The 17,911-nt window shown below is 71.5% G+C and carries 16 protein-coding genes; 7 read left to right on the plus strand and 9 right to left on the minus strand.

Annotated features, from left to right (window positions below; genetic code table 11):
* Positions 1–54: 54 nt before the first annotated feature.
* From KS03_RS29405 to KS03_RS02780, 4 genes are all read right to left on the minus strand, one after another.
* Positions 55–216, minus strand: coding sequence for a DUF1328 domain-containing protein (locus tag KS03_RS29405; RefSeq protein WP_012732937.1), 162 nt, complete (start codon positions 214–216; stop codon positions 55–57).
* Positions 217–262: 46 nt separating this feature from the next.
* Positions 263–451 (minus strand): DUF3008 family protein, encoded by a 189-nt coding sequence (locus KS03_RS02770; protein WP_012732936.1) that lies wholly within the window; start codon positions 449–451, stop codon positions 263–265.
* Between the two features lie 549 nt (positions 452–1,000).
* Entirely contained in the window at positions 1,001–1,306 is a 306-nt protein-coding gene (locus KS03_RS02775; RefSeq protein ID WP_012732935.1) for a hypothetical protein, read from the minus strand.
* A gap of 200 nt (positions 1,307–1,506) precedes the next feature.
* Positions 1,507–1,857, minus strand: a complete 351-nt coding sequence (locus KS03_RS02780) for a hypothetical protein (RefSeq protein ID WP_039203207.1) — start codon at positions 1,855–1,857, stop codon at positions 1,507–1,509.
* Between the two features lie 288 nt (positions 1,858–2,145).
* Here KS03_RS02780 and KS03_RS02785 point away from each other — a divergent pair, with 288 nt between their 5' ends.
* The 3 genes from KS03_RS02785 (at position 2,146) to KS03_RS02795 (ending at position 4,729) form a co-directional block, all read left to right on the plus strand.
* Positions 2,146–2,664 carry a ferritin-like domain-containing protein gene (locus KS03_RS02785; RefSeq protein ID WP_012732934.1) on the plus strand — a complete coding sequence of 173 codons (519 nt, stop codon included), beginning with the start codon at positions 2,146–2,148 and terminating at the stop codon, positions 2,662–2,664.
* Positions 2,665–2,867: 203 nt separating this feature from the next.
* Entirely contained in the window at positions 2,868–3,371 is a 504-nt protein-coding gene (locus KS03_RS02790) for a DUF2591 family protein (RefSeq protein ID WP_012732933.1), read from the plus strand.
* Positions 3,372–3,478: 107 nt separating this feature from the next.
* Positions 3,479–4,729: a phosphatidylserine decarboxylase family protein gene (locus tag KS03_RS02795; RefSeq protein WP_026051558.1), complete on the plus strand. Its 1,251-nt coding sequence runs from the start codon at positions 3,479–3,481 to the stop codon at positions 4,727–4,729.
* Positions 4,730–4,793: 64 nt separating this feature from the next.
* On the opposite strand, the gene KS03_RS02800 is transcribed toward KS03_RS02795, so the two are convergent.
* Complete coding sequence (locus KS03_RS02800; RefSeq protein ID WP_012732931.1) at positions 4,794–6,176, minus strand: sigma-54-dependent transcriptional regulator; 1,383 nt, start codon at positions 6,174–6,176, stop codon at positions 4,794–4,796.
* Positions 6,177–6,512: 336 nt separating this feature from the next.
* Here KS03_RS02800 and KS03_RS02805 point away from each other — a divergent pair, with 336 nt between their 5' ends.
* Together KS03_RS02805 and KS03_RS02810 are read left to right on the plus strand one after the other, a co-directional pair.
* Entirely contained in the window at positions 6,513–7,481 is a 969-nt protein-coding gene (locus KS03_RS02805; protein ID WP_012732930.1) for a sigma-54 interaction domain-containing protein, read from the plus strand.
* Between the two features lie 268 nt (positions 7,482–7,749).
* A complete protein-coding gene (locus KS03_RS02810; RefSeq protein WP_012732929.1) occupies positions 7,750–8,199 on the plus strand; it encodes a PRC-barrel domain-containing protein in 450 nt (149 codons plus the stop codon).
* A 129-nt stretch (positions 8,200–8,328) separates the two neighbouring features.
* Here KS03_RS02810 and KS03_RS29410 read toward each other — a convergent pair.
* Positions 8,329–9,146, minus strand: a protein-coding gene (locus tag KS03_RS29410) for an IS5-like element ISBugl2 family transposase (protein ID WP_085962427.1) whose coding sequence is annotated in 2 segments (ribosomal slippage) — positions 8,329–8,798 and positions 8,798–9,146 — 819 coding nt in all. Because the reading frame shifts where the segments join, the coding sequence is not laid out codon by codon here.
* Positions 9,147–9,861: 715 nt separating this feature from the next.
* Here KS03_RS29410 and KS03_RS02820 point away from each other — a divergent pair.
* On the plus strand, positions 9,862–10,569 hold the full coding sequence (locus KS03_RS02820; RefSeq protein WP_373419910.1) for an MgtC/SapB family protein: 708 nt from the start codon (positions 9,862–9,864) through the stop codon (positions 10,567–10,569).
* 56 nt (positions 10,570–10,625) lie between these two features.
* Here KS03_RS02820 and KS03_RS02825 read toward each other — a convergent pair whose 3' ends face one another.
* The 3 genes from KS03_RS02825 to KS03_RS02835 form a co-directional block, all read right to left on the minus strand.
* Positions 10,626–12,323 carry an efflux transporter outer membrane subunit gene (locus tag KS03_RS02825; RefSeq protein WP_012732927.1) on the minus strand — a complete coding sequence of 566 codons (1,698 nt, stop codon included), beginning with the start codon at positions 12,321–12,323 and terminating at the stop codon, positions 10,626–10,628.
* A 1-nt stretch (position 12,324) separates the two neighbouring features.
* Positions 12,325–13,905, minus strand: coding sequence for a DHA2 family efflux MFS transporter permease subunit (locus tag KS03_RS02830; RefSeq protein WP_012732926.1), 1,581 nt, complete (start codon positions 13,903–13,905; stop codon positions 12,325–12,327).
* 103 nt (positions 13,906–14,008) lie between these two features.
* Positions 14,009–15,499, minus strand: a complete 1,491-nt coding sequence (locus tag KS03_RS02835; protein ID WP_012732925.1) for an HlyD family secretion protein — start codon at positions 15,497–15,499, stop codon at positions 14,009–14,011.
* A gap of 431 nt (positions 15,500–15,930) precedes the next feature.
* Here KS03_RS02835 and KS03_RS02840 point away from each other — a divergent pair, with 431 nt between their 5' ends.
* Positions 15,931–17,739: a thiamine pyrophosphate-requiring protein gene (locus KS03_RS02840; protein WP_012732924.1), complete on the plus strand. Its 1,809-nt coding sequence runs from the start codon at positions 15,931–15,933 to the stop codon at positions 17,737–17,739.
* The last annotated feature ends 172 nt before the right edge of the window (positions 17,740–17,911 follow it).

The following is a 17,911-nucleotide window of genomic DNA, read 5'->3' on the forward strand; positions in this document are numbered from 1 at the left end:
GTTGCAGCGCCGCCGCCGCGCGCCGCCCCAGCGGGCGCGCGGCGGCGGCCTGCTTCACCGGCGTACCACGCCCATCACGAGGGTGACGAGGAACACGATCAGGAAGATGAAGAACAGGATCTTGGCAATCGATGCGGCACCGGCGGCGATGCCGCCGAACCCGAAGAATGCGGCAACGATTGCGATCACGAAGAATACGGCGGCGTAGTAGAGCATGGTTACCTCCCTGTTCAAGTCATTCGAATCGCGGACCTGCCGCGCATCAAGCGTCGTGCTTATGGCGCGGCTTGCCCCGGACCTTCGTGTGGGCGAAGTCCTCGAGCTGTTTTTCGCTCATCGAGTCGTACATCGATTTCGATGCCGGTTTCAACGAGCGCACCTTGGTCTGGCCGCGCTTGGCGGCCAGTGCGGCACCGGCCGCACGCTGCTGGGATTGGGACTTGGCTGGCATGTTCGTTCTCCTTGCAAGCGGCCGGCATGCGCGCGCCGCGGCCGATGGCAGCCGCCGCGCCCGTGTTCCGGCCCGCGTTTTCATGCAAACCGCATGCCAGGCCTCGCCGCCCCCGCCGCAGCGGGATCGCGCGGATTTCACCCGGACGCGGTCTGGCGTATCTACCATGCGCTCGTAATAAGTGCATGGTCGAATCGGAGGTGCCTCTCGAGGGCACGCCACGAGGCGGGCCCGAGGCGGGCGCCCACCGCCCGCCCGCTCGACCGGCCGGGCGCCAGGCCGCGGACCGGCGGCGGCTCTGCGTCAGGCTGACGGTACGGCGGCGGCACGGGTTCGGGCTGATGGCCGGGGTCGGGCGCCGGCTGCGGCTCGGTTTCGGGAAGCTCGGGCGCCTCGGGGGCGCCGGGCTCGGGCTGATGCAGGACCGGCTCGGTTTTCATCACAACGGTTTTCATCGCAACATCTCCTCTCGCGCGCCATGCCGGGCTCGGCTGGTCGGGCCGGCCGAGCCTTCGCTACACGGCTTGAAGTTTCCACCCGCCGGCAGGTTCAGGCGACGAACGCGGCCATCACGAGCCACCGCGAACGCTCGCCGTCGACGATCGGCGCCGCCAGCGCGTCGCGGTCGCCCGGCGCGCAGGCACGGCGCAGCGCGTGCTGCGCGGCTTCGGCGCTGTCGAACACGGTATCGTCGAGGCGCCGCACACCGGCCTTGTCCTCGAACATGGTCCGCTGCGGGCGATGCAGCAGCGGCTCACGCTGCCAGGCGGGGAAGCGGCCGCGCACCGATTCGAACGTGCCGCCGCATACGTTGGCTTCGTAGTGGACCCGGCGGGTCCGGTCGTGGATCGTCATCACGCTCTCCTTGCTGGGGCGGGCGGTCCGGTCGAAGCCGCCCGCCGTGAGTGGCTGGATACCGTGCGGCTGCCGCACGCGCCCAAGCGCGTCATATGCGCATCCGTCATGCAGGTTTACGCAAGCCGCGTGCCGCTCGCCTGCGCGGCGCGCGGCGCTGGTTCACCGCCGCCGCGCCGGCTGGGGCTGCGCGGCCCGCCTCAATAACCGTGCGCATCGCCGCTGCCCGCCCCGCCGCCCGACGCGGCCCCGCGCGTGCCGCCCGCCGCGTCGCCGCGTGGCGCCCCGCTGTCGGCGCCGCCGCCGTGGCGCGAGTCCGTGCCGCGCGGCGAAAGCCCGCGCGCGGCGGGCGCGGCCCCATGCGCGCCGGCCCGTTCCGCCGCGCGACTGTCGGGCTGCAGGTGGACGCCCGGATCGCGTGGCGGGCTCGGGCTCGCATCGTGTTGCGGTGCCACGGCGGCCGGCAGGCGCGCACCGCCCGCCAGCAAGACCAGGGCAGCTGACGCGCCCAGGCGCGCAAGACGGCGCGGCTTCGGGTTCATCGTCTGCATGACGCCCTCCGGAGATCGTCAGGCCCCGAGATTCCGCAAGCCTCGTTCCGCGCGCCGGCGCGCCCGTGACGCGGCGCGCTCGCGCCGCGCATGAGCGGGTTTGACAAGCGCTTGCAAAAAACGCGCTGGCAAACGAAGCGGCGCCGCCCGCGCGGCGCGCCCGCCCATGCCGCGCCCGCGCGCCGGGCGCGGGCGCGGGCGCGGGCGCGCCGCTTGCATCGCGCCATGCGTCCCGCCGCACCTCAAGCCGTTTCCCTTCCGACGAGGCGCGCGGATCAGGAGCACGACATGGCACATCCGAAACGCTCGATCGACGGGCATCTCGACGAATGGCTGCGCGACGCGCATGCGATGGAAGAACAGGCGAGCACCATGCTCGCCGCGATGGCCCGGCGCCTCGAGCCCTATCCCGACCTGAAGCAGCGCATCGAGCAGCATCTGGGCGAGACGCGCGAGCAGCTCCGGCTGATTCGCGAATGCATCGGGCGGCGCGGCAGCGAGGTGTCGGCGCTGAAGGATCTGGGCGCGCGCGGGCTGGCCGCGCTGCAAGGGTTTGCCGGCATGCTGGCGGCCGACGAGGTGGTCAAGGGCGTGATCGCATGCCATGCGTTCGAGAACTTCGAGATCGCGACCTACCGCGCGCTGATCACGGCCGCGCGCATGGTCGGCGACGTCGAGACGATCACCGTGTGCGAGCGGATTCTGCCGCAGGAGGTGGCGATGGCGAACTGGCTGGAGCAGCATCTGCCGCAAGTGGTCAGCGCGTTCCTGGCGCGCAACCCGGAGCGCGCGGCGGCCTCGCGCTGAGTGCCCGCGCCGCGCCGGCCCAGGTGCCGTCGCCTCGCCCGCGGCGCGAAGCGGCAGGTCGAATCCTTCAAACAGGTGCAAAAACCGCGCATGCCGACGCCGTCGCCGGACCGGGATCGACCCTGCAACGGCCGCTCGGGCCGCGCGTTCGGCAGGCACGCCCGGTGCTTGGCTCCCCTCCAAACCCTCTTCGGATACCCCCGATGCGCACCGATGATCTCGACACCCGCGAACTCGACTACTGGACCGCGCGGGCGCTGGCCAGCGACGATCTGCCGATCGCCTTCGTCGCGCTCGAGCCCGCGCTCGTCGTGACCTTCTCGAACGGCACGGCGTCCCGCATGGACGCGCGCTTCGCGCCGTCCTCGCGATGGGCCGACGCGACCGACGTGCTCGACCGCCTGATCGACGTGCGCAGCGCGCGCGACGCGCACGGCACGCTGAGCTGCGTGGCCACCTTCGAAGCCGGCGGCGGCGCCTGCGCGGCCCGCGAGGGGCATGGCAGCGGGCCGGACCTGCGCACCGCGCTGCTGCGCGCGTTCGTGCGCGCACGCTTCGGCGACGAGGTCGAGGCGATGCCGGGCGAGCCGCACGTCGTGCGGCACGGCAGGCTCGAGCGGCATGCGCAGGGCCAGCCGATTCCGGGCAGCGGGCCGCGCGAGGCCGAACCGGACCCGAACGCGATCGGCTCGCTGCCGCGCCAGTGACGCCGGCCGCCGGCGCCAGCCCGGCGCCGCCGCAGGTCGACGATCCCGTCGCGCGAGCGTCCCCGCGCGACAGCAACGGCATTCAGACAAGCCACGGAGAGATATCCATGACGGCAATCCAGGGCCCCGCGCGGGCCACGCGCCGCCGCCTAGGCGACTGGCTCGCGACCGAGGAACTGCGGATGACGGCCTACCGCCGCCAGCTTGCTCAGGATGCCTACGCGACGGCCGGGAAACGGCCGCGGGCAGCCGTGGTGGCCGAACTCGCGGCGCTGTTCGAACGCGATGCGGTGCTGCGCATGAGCCTCACGCGCGCGATCGGCGAAGCGGGCGAGGCCGGCTATGGGCTCGGCTACGCGACCATCGAGGACCTGATGTCGATCCTCGATCACGTGATGCGCTACGCGCCGCCCTTCAGCGAGGAGGGCCTGATCGCCTGTCCGATCAACGCGCTGCTCGACTGGCCGATGTGCATGCCGTCCGGCTATCCGCTGTTTCGCGATGCCACCGTCAACGCGCACCTGGGCCGCCTGCTGTCGGGCTGGTGCGATTTCCTGTCCGGCCCGCATTCGCGCGAGCATCTGCACGAGCGCGGCCCGACCGGCTGGTTCTGCGAGGCGGCGCGCGAGCGCATGCGGCTCGACGATTTCGTCTGCCGCCGCGACGAACCGTGCTGGGGTTTCGATTCGTGGAATCACTTCTTCACGCGGCGCTTTCGCGACGGCGCGCGGCCGGTGGCGGAGCCGAACGACCCGCGCGTGGTGGTGAGCGCCTGCGAGGCGGCGCCGTACCAGATCGCCGCACGCGTGCAGCGCCTCGACGAATTCTGGATCAAGTCGCAGCCTTATTCGATTCGCGACATGCTCACCCCGCAGCACGTGCTGCTCGCCGAACGCTTCGTGGGCGGCGACATCTATCAGGCCTACCTGAGCGCCTACAACTACCATCGCTGGCACGCGCCGGTGGGCGGCACCGTCACCCACGCCTACCGCATCCCCGGCACCTACTTCTCGGGCGCCGACGTCGAGGGCACCGACCCTTCCGGGCTCAACGATTCGCAGGGCTACATGACGGCCGTGGCCACGCGCGCGGTGGTGGTGATCGATTGCGAGGACCCCGGCATGGGCACCGTGGCCTGCGTGTTCGTGGGAATGGGCGACGTGTCGTCGTGCGTGATCGATGCCCACCCCGGCCAGCGCCTGGCCAAGGGCGACGAGATCGGCTATTTCCAGTACGGCGGCTCGACGTTCTGCCTGCTGTTCGAGCCGGACGTGATCGAACGTTTCGTGGTGGCCGGCGCACCCGAGCGCGATTCGCCCGTGGTGCCCGTCAACGCGGCGATCGCCGTGTCGCGCTGAAAGCCGGCACCGAAGCCGGCGCGACGGCGCGGCCGGCACCGGCCGCGTGCGCCGCGCGGCCCGCTCATTTCTCGTCGCGCGGCTTGTCGCCCGCGGCCTTCTCGCCCGGCGCACCGATGCGGTTGTAGACCGTCTTCAGGCTGATGTCGAGAATCTCGGCCGCGTGCGCCTTCACGCCGCCGCACTGCTCGAGGGTGCCGAGGATCAGCCGGCGGTCGACTTCCTCGAGCGGCATGTCGAGCGGCACCGTCACGGCATTGGCGCCGGTGCTGGCCATGCCTGACACCTCGTCCATGATCGGCGGCGGCAGCGTGTCGATCGCGTCGCCGTCGGCGAAGATGCTCGCGCGCTGCACGAAGTTGCGCAGCTCGCGCACGTTGCCGGGCCAGTCGTAGCGCATCAGGGCGGCCTTCGCGGCGTCGCTAAAGCGCATCGCGCGGCCGCTGTGCTCGTTGAGCCGCGCGAGGAACGCATCGGCCAGCAGCACGATGTCCGTGCCGCGTTCGCGCAGCGGCGGCATCGGAATCGGAAACACGTTGATGCGGTGATAGAGATCCGCGCGCAGCGTGCCGGCCGCGATCGCGGCCTCCGGGTCGCGATTGGTGGCGGCGATGATGCGCACGTCGATCGAGGTCTCGCGCACCGAGCCGAGCCGCGTGACCTGCCCCGTCTCGAGCACGCGCAGCAGCTTGACCTGCAGCTCGACCGGCATCTCGGTGATCTCGTCGAGGAACAGCGTGCCGCCGTCGGCGCGCTCGAAGAAGCCCTTGTGCTGGCGGTCCGCGCCCGTGAAGCTGCCGCGGTCGTGGCCGAACATCTCGCTTTCGACCAGGTTGGCCGGGATCGCGCCGCAGTTGATCGCCACGAACGGCCCGCGCCGCCGGAAGCTCAGCTCGTGCAGCGTCTGCGCGGCCACTTCCTTGCCGGTGCCCGATTCGCCCGTCAGCAGCACCGAGGCGTCGGTGGTGGCCACCCGCGCGAGCGCGTCGTACATCGTGCGCATCGGCGGCGAGTGGCCGAGCAGGCGGCCGAAGCGGCCGGCGCGCTCGAGTTCGTCGCGCATCGCGCCGATCTCCTCCTCGTGGACCTCCATCTGCGCGACGCGCGCGAAGATGCCGTCCAGCCGCTGCATGTTGAACGGCTTGACGAGATAGTCGCTCGCGCCCTGCCGCAACGCGTCGATCGCGGTGTCGAGGGTGGCGTGGCCGGTGGCGAACACCAGCTCGCCGCGTTTGCCGCGCTGCGTGAAGTCCTCGAACAGCTCGATGCCGTTGCCGTCGGGCAGCACCAGGTCGCAGAGCACCAGCTCGTAGGTCTGGGTCAGCATGCGCGAGCGGGCCTCGGCCAGCGAGGCGGCGGTATCGCAGGTCAGTTGCCGCTGCTGCGCCAGCGCGACCAGCATCTCGCGCGTGTCGCTATCGTCATCGACGATCAAAATGCGTGGCATGCGAACTCCTTTGAACGATTGCATCGCGCGCCCCTGATGCCACATCGGCGGCGGCGAAGATGAGAGAGTTGGACGGAGTCATCGATGCGGGGTGCGGCGCCGCGAATTCCGAATGGAGGGGCGGACGACCGGCTCCCGCTAGGAGAGCAGATATTGCCGCTCCATGCTATCGGATCTTTCTATCCGGCCCGGACCGTTGCATTGCGAGATTCAATCCCCGGCGCTGCGTGCCACCCTGCATCCATCTCAAAAAAAATGCATGATAAAGGCCTCATTGATGGAATAGCTAGCCCCCTCACATGTGTCCGACCCCGCAATCCTCAATTTTCGTTTCCCATGGCGCGCCCCGATAGCCAACCACCGCGGCTGGCCGGTCAGTCTTCATCGATCGAGGCGCTGCTGGCCAAGGTCAGTCGCGCCGCATTGACGCAGGCGAGCGTGCTGATCGTCGGCGAGACCGGCTCGGGCAAGGACGTGGTCGCGCGGCTGCTGCACGCGCTCGGCCCGCGCGCGGCGCAGCCGTTCGTGGCAATCAACTGCGGGGCGGTGGCGCGCGACGTCGCCGAATCGCAGCTGTTCGGCCATGAGAAGGGCAGCTTCACCGGTGCGGTCGCGCAGCATATCGGCTTTTTCGAAGCCGCGCGCGGCGGCACGCTGTTTCTCGACGAGATCGCCGACGCGCCGCCCGAATTGCAGGTCAAGCTGCTGCGCGTGCTGGAAAGCGGCACGATCCTGCGGGTGGGCGGCACCGAGCCGATTCCCGTGGACGTGCGCGTGATCGCGGCCACCCACCACGATCCGGCCGCCGCGGTGCGCGACGGCCGCTTTCGCGAGGATCTGTTCTACCGCATCGCCACCGTGCCGCTGCACGTGCCGCCGTTGCGCCAGCGCGAAGGCGACGCGGAGCTGCTCGCGCGCGAACTGGTGGCGCAGCTCAACACGCGCCACGGCACCGCGAAGCGGCTTTCGGCGCAGGCGCTGCGCGTGCTGAACACGCACAGCTGGCCGGGCAACGTGCGCGAGCTGCGCAATGTGGTGGAGCGCGGCTTCATCCTCGCCGACGAGCAGATCGAGCTGCATCCGCCGGCGCTGGCACCGGCCGCCGCCAGCGTGCGAGACAACGTGATGACGCTGCAGGTCGGCGCGACGCTGGCGCAATCGCAGCAGCACTTCATCGCCGCCTCGCTGCAATACTTCGACGGCAACAAGCCGCGCGCCGCGAAATCGCTCGGCATCAGCCTGAAGACGCTCTACAACCGGCTCGCGCTGATGCGCGACGACGACCCCAAGCCGCCGGCCGGCTAGCCGGCCGGACAGCCCGGTAACGCTTTCCATCCGTTGTAAATCGCGGCAGTCGCCGTGCCGCGTCCGCCGCGCCGGCCCGGCGAATCGGCGTGGCACGCGCGTTGCGTACCGGCATGCAGGAACGCGCCGTTCCTATTCCCATGGCCGCAGCGCATTCGCCTGCTCATGCCGTGCGGGGCCAGGGGCGCCCGCACGAAGCGCAGCGAGGCCGGCCCGCCGCCATGCCGGGACCGCCATGCGCCTCAACACGATTCCCAGGGAGCTCACGATGCAATCCACCTCGCCCGCTGCCGCCGGCGCCGCCCGCCACGCCGGCCGCGCGCTGATGCCGGCCCGCCTGTTCGACGGTGCGCTGGCGCGCGCCACCGATGGCTACACGCTCGGTTTCGTGAGCGAGGTCGTGCTCGACCTGCGCACGGGCCGCGTCGCCTACGCCCTGCTCGCGCTCGACGAGCGCGTCCACGCGCGCCTGCTGACCGCCGTGCCGTGGCACTACGTGGCGCTCGACGCCGACGGCACGGGGCTGCGCATCGCGCTGTCGGCGGCCACCGTGCGCGGCGCGCCGGCGATCGATCTCGACAGCTGGCAGGTGGCGACCGATCCGGCCTGGGAAAGCGCCGTGATCCAGCACTACGACACTCAGGACGCTCCACGCGAGTACAGCCTCGCCGAGGAACTCGGCCTGCGCTCGCCGGTGCGGCCGCGCGGCCCGGCCTGACCGGGCCGCCCCCTTTGCGGCCGAGCGCCGCTGCCTCGCATGGCTGTGAGGTCTTGAACGGGCGTCGGAAACGGCGCCCGCTTTTTGCGCCGGCGCCGCGCGCTCGCGGCCGCAGCCTAAGAGGCCAGTTCAAAAACCCTGCTCAGTTCGTCTGAAGATGTTCCAACAGATGATCGAGCAGCCAAGTTTGAGGAATGCTTCGTGAATGTAGGCACTTCGCTCGAAGCGAGTGCGTAGGCGCCGGAAATTGTGGAGCCAGGAATGCGTACGTTCGACCACCCAACGATACTTGCCCAGACCACTGCCATGCTCGGTCCGGCGCTTGGCGATCACGGGCTTGATACCGCGTTCGCGCAACGCGTGACGATGTCGGGTGGAATCGTAGCCGCGATCGGCGTAGACGACGCCGGGCTTCTGAAGCGGTCGGCCACGAACGCCGCGAATGGGTGGAATCGCATCAACGAGCGGCAGCAACTGCGTGACGTTGTTGGTGTTCGCGCCAGTCAGGATCGCAACGAGAGGAACGCCGTTGGCGTCTACGAGGACGTGGTGCTTGGAACCGGGTCGCGCGCGATCGGTGGGGTTCGGGCCAGTTTTTCGCCCGCCCCAACGGCGCGCACGGACGACGAATCGACCGCAGCGTATGACAGATCGATTTGGCCGGCCGCACGCAACTTGTCGAGTAGCAACTCGTGCAGTTGGTCCCATACACCAGCCTTTTGCCAGTCGCTCAATCGCCGCCAGCATGTGGCGCCCGAGCCAAAGCCCAGACGAGTCGGCAAGTGGTTCCAACGAATTCCCGTTTTGAACACGAACAGGATGCCGTTGAGAGCCGCACGGTCGGACACGCGCGGGCGACCAGGATCGCTCTTCGCTCGAAGCTTCGCAGGTGGCAGCAATGGTTCGATCAGTATCCACAGTTCGTCGTCAATGATTGGCGCTTCCATCCTTGGACTTCCGTTGTTCTGATGCCCAAGGTTAACAGCTTGCCGAGGAAGTAAACAGCCCCTCTCGGGAGTTTTTGAACTGGCCTCTAAGCGCGCGTGCCGCGGCCGGGCCGGGTCCGATCCGGACCGGCGGCGCCGCCGTCCTCGCGCGGCACCGGGCCTCCCCGGCATTCGGCGGCGCGCCGCATCATGCCGGGCTGCCGGTAGGCTGGCGGCACGTGCCGCAGCTCCGACGCGCCGGTCGGCAGGGCGCCGGGCTCGCTCCACCAGTCGGGGCAGGCGGCCGGATCATGCGGATCGGCAGCGGCCGCTCGCGGCGCCTGGGAATCATGCCGTTCGCGCGCATCGCGCCGTGCGTGCAGTTCGTGTGAACCGCGCGCGGCGGCCGGGTCGTTCTCGTGTCGCGATCTCATCGCCTGCCTCCCATCTCGGTTCGCGGCCCGCGAGCGCGGCGCCGCCGGTCGCCGCGCGCGGGCGCGGCTCGCAGGAGAAGCGAGCAACGGCCATTCCGCCCGCGCCGGCCGCGGCGCCGCGCTCGCGGGGCGCCGCGGCCGGCGGATTCGACAGGCAAGGTAAAAAAGCGGCGTTGCCGACGGCGCCCTGCCGGCCCGCTTCGCGCCATCGCCGCTCGGCTCGCGCATGCCGCTGGCGGGTACGCCGCTTGCGATGCGATCGGCATCGCCACCGTCCGCGCCCGCCCGATCCGATGCTGCCCATGCCGCTCACCCTCGATTACGCCGAGCTCGCGCTGCGCCTTGCCACCTGTCTCGTCGCCAGCGCCATCATCGGCTTCGATCGGCGCGGCTCGGGCAAGGCGGCCGGCCTGCGCACGACGATGCTGGTGGGCCTGGCGGCCTGCCTCGCGATGCTGCAAGTGAACGCGCTGCTGCCGCAGGCCGGCAAGGCGCCGCAGTCGTTCGCGACGCTCGACCTGATGCGCTTGCCGCTCGGCATCCTGTCCGGGGTCGGCTTCATCGGCGCCGGTGCGATCCTGCGCAAGGAAGGGTGGGTGCGCGGCCTCACCACGGCCGCGACGCTCTGGTTCGTGACCGTGGTGGGGCTCTGCGCGGGCGGCGGCCAACTGCTGCTGGCGGCAGTGGCGACCGGGCTGGGGGTGGCGATCCTGTCAGGCCTCAAGCCTGTCGAGCGGCGCCTGCCGCGCCGGCGCCGCGCCCGGCTGCGGGTGATCCAGCGCGCCGACGGCGCACCCGCGCCGGGCCTCGCCGAGACCCTCGCCCGGCTCGACGCGCTGCACTGCCGCGTGTCCCTGACGGGCATGCAGGCGCTGCCCGAGAGCGGCACGATTGGCCGCGTCTACGAGCTGAAATGGCAGGCGGCGCGGCGCGACGATCCGGTCGAGCAGGCGATCGCCGCGCTGGTGAGCCATGGCGGCGGCGGCGTGAGCTGGTCGCTGCGCGAGTAGTCGCCGATGTTCGCCGCGCTGCCGCGCACCGGGTTCCACCGCGGCCCATGACGCTGTCACGACGCGCTCGCCTCGGACCCGGCCGCGGCCGGACTCCAGCCGCCGCCGAGCGCCTTGTAGAGCGCGACCAGATCGGTGGTGGTCTGCAGTTCGCCCTGCACCGCCTGCTGCCGCGCCTGCGACCACTGCCGCTCGGCATCGAGCACGTCGAGGAACGGCACGAGGCCCTTGCGATAGCTGTCGCGCGCGAGGTCGAGCGCGCCGCGTTCGGCCCGCACGGCATCGTCGAGTTCGGCGCGGCGCGTCTGATCGGTGCGGTAGACGGCGAGCGCGTTGTCGACGTCGCGTAGCGCCACCAGCACGGCACCGCGATAGGCGAGCGCGGCCTCCCGCTGCTGCACCTTCGAGAGCCGCAGGTTCGACACCAGCGCGCCGCCCGAGAAGATCGGCAGCGAGATCGCCGGGCCGGCCGAGTAGAACAGATGCGACCACTGCGCGAGTTCGCGCACGTGCGTCGAGCGCAGCCCGATCCGCCCGGTCAGCGAGACGTCGGGATAGAACTGCGCAACCGCCACGCCGACCTGCGCGGTGGCCGCGTGCAGCTCGAGTTCGGCGCGGCGCACGTCGGGCCGCCGCCGCGCGAGCGTGGACGGCAAGCCCACCGGCACCGTCGGCGGCAGCGCCGGCAGCGCGCCGGGCGCGTCGAGCTCGGCGTCGAGCGCGCCCGGCGCCTCGCCCACCAGATACGCGAGGCCATTGCGCAGGGTGGCGAGCTGCTGGTCGTACTGCGGCAGCTGCGCGCGGATCGTGGCGAGCTGCGCCTCGGCGCTGCGCACGTCGAGCTGGCTCGTCAGGCCGTGCGCGGCGCGATTGCGCGTGAGGTCGGCCAGCTCGCCCTGCGACTGCGCCAGCTCCACCGCCAGCGCGCGCAGCGCCTGCGCGCCACGATACTGCAGGTAGGTCTGCGCGACCTCGGCCTCGAGCGAGAGCAGCGCGTCGTCGCGGCCCGCCACGGCCGCGCCGGCCTCGGCGCCGGCCGCCTCCACCGAGCGGCGCACCCGGCCGAACAGGTCGAGCTCCCACGAGGCGTCGAAGCCGGCCTGCCAGAGATTGGTCGGCGACGAGATCGCATCGAGCGCCCGGCTCGCGCCCTGCCGGATCGCCGCGCTGCCGCCCGGCACCGCGCCGGCGAGCGCCGAGCCCGGCGCGCCGAGCCGGTCGATCCGGTCGCTGACGCCCTCGTCCTCCAGGATGCCCTTCACGCCGAGCTGCTCGCGCTGGTAGCTGGCGGTGGCGCGCACGTTCGGCAGCCCCTGCGCGGCGGCCTGATGCAGTTGCTCGCGCGCCTCGGCGATGCGCAGCACGGCCGTCTGCAGATCGAGGTTGTCGTGCGCCGCGCGCGCGACGAGCCGGTCGAGCAGCGGATCGTGGAACGCCTGCCACCAGCGCGGATCGGGATCGGCATCCACCACCGGCTTCGAATCCACGCCGGCGTCGGGCGCCGAGGCGGGCTCGGTCAGCGAGGCGCCGGCCAGCGGCGCGGCGCCCGTGGCCGGCCCGGCCGCAGCCGCGCCGCTGGCGCCCCGCAGGTCGTGCCACTGCGCGGGCAGGCCCGCGCGCGGCGGCTGGAAATCGGGCCCGACGGTGCAGGCGGCCAGCGCCAGACAGCCGGCCAGCGCGGCCGGCCAGGCGAGTGCGCGTGCGCGCGTGCGTGCCCGGAAAGCCCGCGGGCCCTGCGGTGCCTGATGCTTCATCTCAATGTCCTCCTCCGCCCTGCGCCGCCTTCACCGGCGAGAACATGAACGTCAACGGGATGCAGATCGCGCAGAACACCGCCAGGATCGCGAACACGTCGAGATAGGCGAGGATCGTGGCCTGCGAGACGAAGGTCTCGTAGAGCCGGCCGTTCGCGGTCTGCAGCGCGGCCGCGGGCGGCGCGCCCGAGAGCGCGGTGATCGACTGCGCGTTGCGCTGCAGCGCGTCCTGGAAGTTCTGCGAGAACGGCGACATGTGGCCGGACAGATGCGCCATCTGCGCCTGGGTGCGCTCGCGGATCAGCGCCGTGGACACCGAGATGCCGATCGAGCCGGCCACGTTGCGGAACATCGTGAACAGCGCCGAGGCGTCGTCGTTGAGCCGCTGCGGGATGGTCAGGTAGGCGAGCGTGGTGATCGGCACGAACAGGAAGCCGATCGCCAGCGACTGCGCGCAGCGGATCATCATCAGGTGCCGGTAGTCGATGTCGGGCACCAGCGTGCGCGAATAGACGAGCGAGAGGGTCAGCAGCACGAAGCCGACGCCCACCAGGTAGCGCGTCTGCACCACCGGCATCAGGCGGCTCACGATCGGGATCTCCAGCGTGATCAGGATCGCGCCCGGCGACAGCACGAGCCCGGCCAGCGTGGCGGTGTAGCCGAGCTGCTGCTGCGCGAGCTGCGGCACGATCACGGCGCTGCCGTAGAGCACCGCCGCGAAGCAGGCGATGGTCAGGCAGCCGAGCGCGAAATTGCGGTCGCGCAGGCAGGCCAGATCCACCACCGGCTTCTTCGCGTAGCGCAGCCAGAGCACCGCGCCGGTGAGCCCCAGCACCGTCAGCACGGCGAACAGGCGGATGAAGTTCGAGCCGAACCAGTCTTCGTCCTCGCCGCGGTCGAGCATCACCTGCAGGCAGCCGAGGCCGAGCGCGATCAGGCCGATGCCGATGTAGTCGATGCGGATGCCGCGCTCGCCGTCGCGCCGCCACGGCGGGTCCTCCACCAGCTGCGTCACCGCCAGCACGGTGAGGATGCCCACCGGCACGTTGAGCAGGAACACCCAGCGCCACGAGAAGGTGTCGGTGATCCAGCCGCCGAGCGTCGGGCCGAGCACCGGCGCCACCACGATCGCGATCGCCGAGATCGAGAACGCGCGGTTGCGCTGCTCGGGCGGAAAGGTGTCGAGGATGATCGACTGCTGGTTCGGCTGCAGGCCGCCGCCGAACAGCCCCTGCAGGATGCGGAACACGATCAGCTGGCCGAGGTTGGTGGCGATCCCGCACAGGAACGAGCAGACCGTGAACGCGGCGATGCAGATCACGAAATAGCGCTTGCGGCCGAGCAGCCGGCCGAGGAAGCCCGAGATCGGCAGCACGATGCCGTTGGCGACCAGATACGAGGTGAGCGTCCAGGTAGCCTCGTCGTAGCTCGCCGACATGGTGCCGGCGATATGCGGCAGCGCGACGTTGACGATGGTCGTGTCGAGCACTTCCATGAACGCGGCGAGCGTGACCACCACGGCGATCAGCCAGGGGTTGGCCGCCGGGCGCCAGGCGCCCGATCCGGCGGCGGCCCGGCTCACGGGCGGCGGCCCGCGCGCGGCGCGGGCGACAACGGCAACGGCACGGACATCGGTTCGCTCCCAGGCGGCGGTGCCGCGAAGTGGGCCATGGCGGGGCGGCGCATCACGGCAGGTGAACGGTGGGCACGGCCGACAGGCCGAGGCCGAGCGGCGGGTTGGTCGGCAGCGGGCCGTCGAGCACGATCTTCACCGGCACGCGCTGCACGATCTTCACGAAGTTGCCGGTGGCGTTCTCGGCCGGGAACGCCGAGAAGCGCGAGCCGCTGCCGAGCTGGACGCTGTCGACGTGGCCGTGCAGCGCGAGCTCGGGATAGGCGTCCACCGACACGTCCACGCGGTCGCCGATACGCATGCGCTCGAGCTGCGACTCCTTGAAGTTCGCGGTGATCCAGATGCGCGGCGTGACGATCGAGAACAGCGAGCTGCCGGTTTGCAGGAACGAGCCGAGCTGCACGTTGCGGCGCGTGACCCAGCCGTCGGACGGCGCGCGGATCGCGCAGTACGACAGGTTCAGCGCGGCCGTCTCGCGCTGCGCGCGCGCGGCCAGCACCTGCTGGCGGCGCTCCTCGAGGGTGCTCTCCACGGTGCGGATCTGCTGCGGCACGAGCGCGGCCGTGCGGGCCTGGGCGCGCGCCATCGCCACGTTCGCGTCGGCGCTGGCGCGCTGCGCGTCGGCCGCGTCGATCGCCTGCTTCGAGGTGGCCCGCGCATCCACCGCGTGCTGCCGCTGCTGCGCGGCGAGCGCCTGCTGGTAGGCGGCCTCGGCCGATTCGATCTGGGCGCGGGCCTGCGCGTACTGGGCCGGATACTGCACGCGCGCGATGTCGAGCTGCACGCGCGCCGCGTCGAGCTGCGCCTGCGCGAGGCCGAGCTGCGCGTCGGCCGCGTCGAGCTGGGCCTGGTAGTCGCGCGGATCGATCTGCACCAGCAGGTCGCCGCGGTGGACGTAGGTGTTGTCGTCGACGTTCAGGCGCGTCACGTAGCCCGAGACATGCGGCGCGATCGCGATCGCGTTGCCGTCGGTGTAGGCGTCGTCGGTGCTGACCTGGTTGCGCGTGAGCAGCCACCAGACCAGCGCCACGATCAGCAGCAGCACCGCCACGATGGCGAGGATGATCAGCGTCTTGCGGTTCGAGCCCTTGCGCTTGCGGTCGTCGGGCTTGCCGTCGCGATCGGCGTCACCGCCATCTCCGTCATCGCCATCCCCGCCGCCGCGCCTGCCGTCGCGGCCGTCACCGCCGTCCCCGCCTTCGCGAGAACGATCGCGGCGCCCGCCGCCATCGTTCGAATCCGCTGCGCGCCGGCCCGGGTGCCGCGAGCCCTGCTGCGGGTCCTGCTGCGGGTCCTGCTGCGGGTCCTGCTGCGGGTCCTGCTGCGGGTCCTGCTGCGGGTCCGTCGCGCCGCTCGCGCGCGTCGCGGCGTCGCCGGACGGGTCGTCCGACGGGCGCGGCGGCGGATCGTCGTCCGCGGCACGCGCGCGCCGCGGCACGAACCTGCCGTGCAGCGCGTCGGCCAGGCGCCGCGGCACGCGGCGGATCGGCGCGCGCCGGCCTCGCACGGCGGACGGCAACGGGAACTCGGTGACATCGGACATCGCGTGGGCTCCAGTCTGGATCGCATCTCGCACGGTCATGTGCGAATTCGCATCGGGGGCAGCGGAGCAAGGATCGAGCCTGCCTGCGCGCCGCGCGCCGGGCCCGCGCGCGCCGGGCCCGCGCGCGGCGGGGCCGCGGCGGCGAGATGACAGTTCGCTTGCGGCGGCGCATCAATGCGACGCGACGTTTTTACAAGCACCGATGTCAACCGGCACACCCCAGGCCGTGCCGCGCGGCAAGCGGCGCGCGGCGACGCCGCAGCGGGCAGGCAGGCGCGCCGGCGCGCCGGGCGGCACGCGCCTTGCGCGCGGCCACGGCTTGCGGCAGGCGCCCCCCGGCGCGCGAACCGGCGGCCCGCGCGGCCTCCAGGGCGCACCGCGTAGCACGGGCGGTCGCGCACGGCGGCCCACCGACATCAAGGAGCAACGGCATGACGACAGTTTCGGATTTCATCGTCGAACGACTCGCCGAATGGGGCGTCGACCGCATCTACGGCTACCCCGGCGACGGCATCAACGGCATGTTCGGCGCGCTCAACCGCGCGCACGGAAAGATCACCTTCATCCAGGCACGCCACGAGGAAATGGCGGCGTTCATGGCCAGCGCGCATGCCAAGTTCACCGGCAAGCTCGGCGTGTGCATCGCCACCTCCGGCCCCGGCGCCTCGCACCTGATCACCGGCCTCTACGACGCGCGGCTCGACCACATGCCGGTGCTCGCGATCGTCGGCCAGCAGGCACGCGCCGCGCTCGGCGGCCACTACCAGCAGGAGCTGGACCTGCCGGCGCTGTTCAAGGACGTGGCCGGCGCCTTCGTGCAGCAGGCGAGCGTGCCGGGGCAGGTCCGCCATCTGGTCGATCGGGCCGTGCGCACCGCGCTCGGCGCGCGCACCGTCACCGCGCTGATCCTGCCCAACGACCTGCAGGAGCTCGACTACGCGCCGCCCGCGCGCGCCCACGGCACCGTGCATTCGGGCGTCGGCTACACGCGCCCGAAGGTGGTGCCGTATCCGGAGGATCTGAAGCGCGCGGCCGAGGTGCTCAATGCCGGCTCGAAGGTCGCGATGCTGGTGGGCGCCGGCGCGCTGGGCGCCACCGACCAGGTGATCGCGGTGGCCGACCGGCTCGGCGCGGGCGCGGCCAAGGCGCTGCTCGGCAAGGCCGCGCTGCCCGACGATCTGCCCTGGGTGACCGGCGCGATCGGCCTGCTCGGCACCCGGCCGAGCTACGAGCTGATGAACGAGTGTGACACGCTGCTGGTGGTGGGCTCCGGCTTCCCCTATGCGGAGTTCCTACCGAAGGAGGGCCAGGCACGCGCGGTGCAGATCGACCTGAAGGCCGACATGCTGAGCCTGCGCTATCCGATGGAGGTCAACCTGGTCGGCGACAGCGCCGAGACGCTCACCCAGCTGCTGCCGCTGCTGGCCGATCGCACCGAGCACCGCTGGCGCGACCGGATCGCGCGCTGGAACGAGGCATGGCGTGACACGCTGGCCAGCCGCGCGGCCGCCGACGCGAGCCCCGGGCGCGGCCTCAACCCGCAGCGCGCGTTCACCGAACTCTCGCCGCGCCTGCCCGACGACGTGATCCTCACGAGCGACTCGGGCTCCTGCGCGAACTGGTATGCGCGCGACCTGCAGATGCGGCGCGGCATGATGGCATCGCTGTCGGGCGGGCTCGCCTCGATGGGCGCCGCGGTGCCCTACGCGATCGCGGCGAAGTTCGCGTATCCGGGGCGGCCGGTGATCGCGATGGTCGGCGACGGCGCGATGCAGATGAACAACATGGCCGAGCTGATCACCGTCGCCAAATACTGGCGGCAGTGGCAGGACCCGCGCTGGATCTGCCTCGTGCTCAACAACGAGGACCTGAACCAGGTCACCTGGGAGCAGCGCGTGATGGAGGGCGACCCGAAGTTCGACGCCTCGCAGCAGGTGCCCGACGTGCCCTATCACCGCTTCGCCGAGCTGATCGGGCTCAAGGGCCTCTACGTCGATGATCCGGACCGGATCGGCGCGGCCTGGGACGACGCGCTCGCGGCCGGCAAGCCGGTGGTGCTCGAGGTCAAGACCGATCCCGAGGTGCCGCCCCTGCCGCCGCACGTCACGCTGCAGCAGGCCAGACAGTTCGCCGAGACGCTCATCAAGGGCGACCCGCGCGAGCGCGGCGTGATCGTCGAGACCGCGCGACAGGTGCTGTCGGCCGTGCTGCCCGCGGGCGACCGGCACGGCAAGTCCTGAAGCCGCGGCGGCGCGGCACGCCCGGCCGGGCGCGAGCCGGCCGAGGGCCCGCGTCCGCCGCGTCCGCCTCGTCCGTCCTGCCCGCCTGCCCTGTTGCCATGCGGGCCATTGGAGAGCGGCCGGTCCCGTCATCGGCCCTCCCCTCCTTACCCCCTCATCCCGGAGGCTCCCA

It is taken from the genome of Burkholderia glumae LMG 2196 = ATCC 33617 (assembly GCF_000960995.1).
In the GTDB taxonomy this organism is placed as follows: domain Bacteria; phylum Pseudomonadota; class Gammaproteobacteria; order Burkholderiales; family Burkholderiaceae; genus Burkholderia; species Burkholderia glumae.

What these genes read in the sequence shown, in the direction of transcription:
- KS03_RS02805 (WP_012732930.1), top strand. Translation starts at nt 6,513, where the DNA reads ATGGCGCGCCCCGATAGCCAACCACCGCGGCTGGCCGGTCAGTCTTCA.
- KS03_RS02770 (WP_012732936.1), bottom strand. Translation starts at nt 451, where the DNA reads ATGCCAGCCAAGTCCCAATCCCAGCAGCGTGCGGCCGGTGCCGCACTG.
- KS03_RS02820 (WP_373419910.1), top strand. Translation starts at nt 9,862, where the DNA reads ATGCCGCTCACCCTCGATTACGCCGAGCTCGCGCTGCGCCTTGCCACC.
- KS03_RS02800 (WP_012732931.1), bottom strand. Translation starts at nt 6,176, where the DNA reads ATGCCACGCATTTTGATCGTCGATGACGATAGCGACACGCGCGAGATG.
- KS03_RS02775 (WP_012732935.1), bottom strand. Translation starts at nt 1,306, where the DNA reads ATGACGATCCACGACCGGACCCGCCGGGTCCACTACGAAGCCAACGTA.
- KS03_RS02810 (WP_012732929.1), top strand. Translation starts at nt 7,750, where the DNA reads ATGCAATCCACCTCGCCCGCTGCCGCCGGCGCCGCCCGCCACGCCGGC.
- KS03_RS02795 (WP_026051558.1), top strand. Translation starts at nt 3,479, where the DNA reads ATGACGGCAATCCAGGGCCCCGCGCGGGCCACGCGCCGCCGCCTAGGC.
- KS03_RS02785 (WP_012732934.1), top strand. Translation starts at nt 2,146, where the DNA reads ATGGCACATCCGAAACGCTCGATCGACGGGCATCTCGACGAATGGCTG.
- KS03_RS02840 (WP_012732924.1), top strand. Translation starts at nt 15,931, where the DNA reads ATGACGACAGTTTCGGATTTCATCGTCGAACGACTCGCCGAATGGGGC.
- KS03_RS02780 (WP_039203207.1), bottom strand. Translation starts at nt 1,857, where the DNA reads ATGCAGACGATGAACCCGAAGCCGCGCCGTCTTGCGCGCCTGGGCGCG.
- KS03_RS02825 (WP_012732927.1), bottom strand. Translation starts at nt 12,323, where the DNA reads ATGAAGCATCAGGCACCGCAGGGCCCGCGGGCTTTCCGGGCACGCACG.
- KS03_RS29405 (WP_012732937.1), bottom strand. Translation starts at nt 216, where the DNA reads ATGCTCTACTACGCCGCCGTATTCTTCGTGATCGCAATCGTTGCCGCA.
- KS03_RS02835 (WP_012732925.1), bottom strand. Translation starts at nt 15,499, where the DNA reads ATGTCCGATGTCACCGAGTTCCCGTTGCCGTCCGCCGTGCGAGGCCGG.
- KS03_RS02790 (WP_012732933.1), top strand. Translation starts at nt 2,868, where the DNA reads ATGCGCACCGATGATCTCGACACCCGCGAACTCGACTACTGGACCGCG.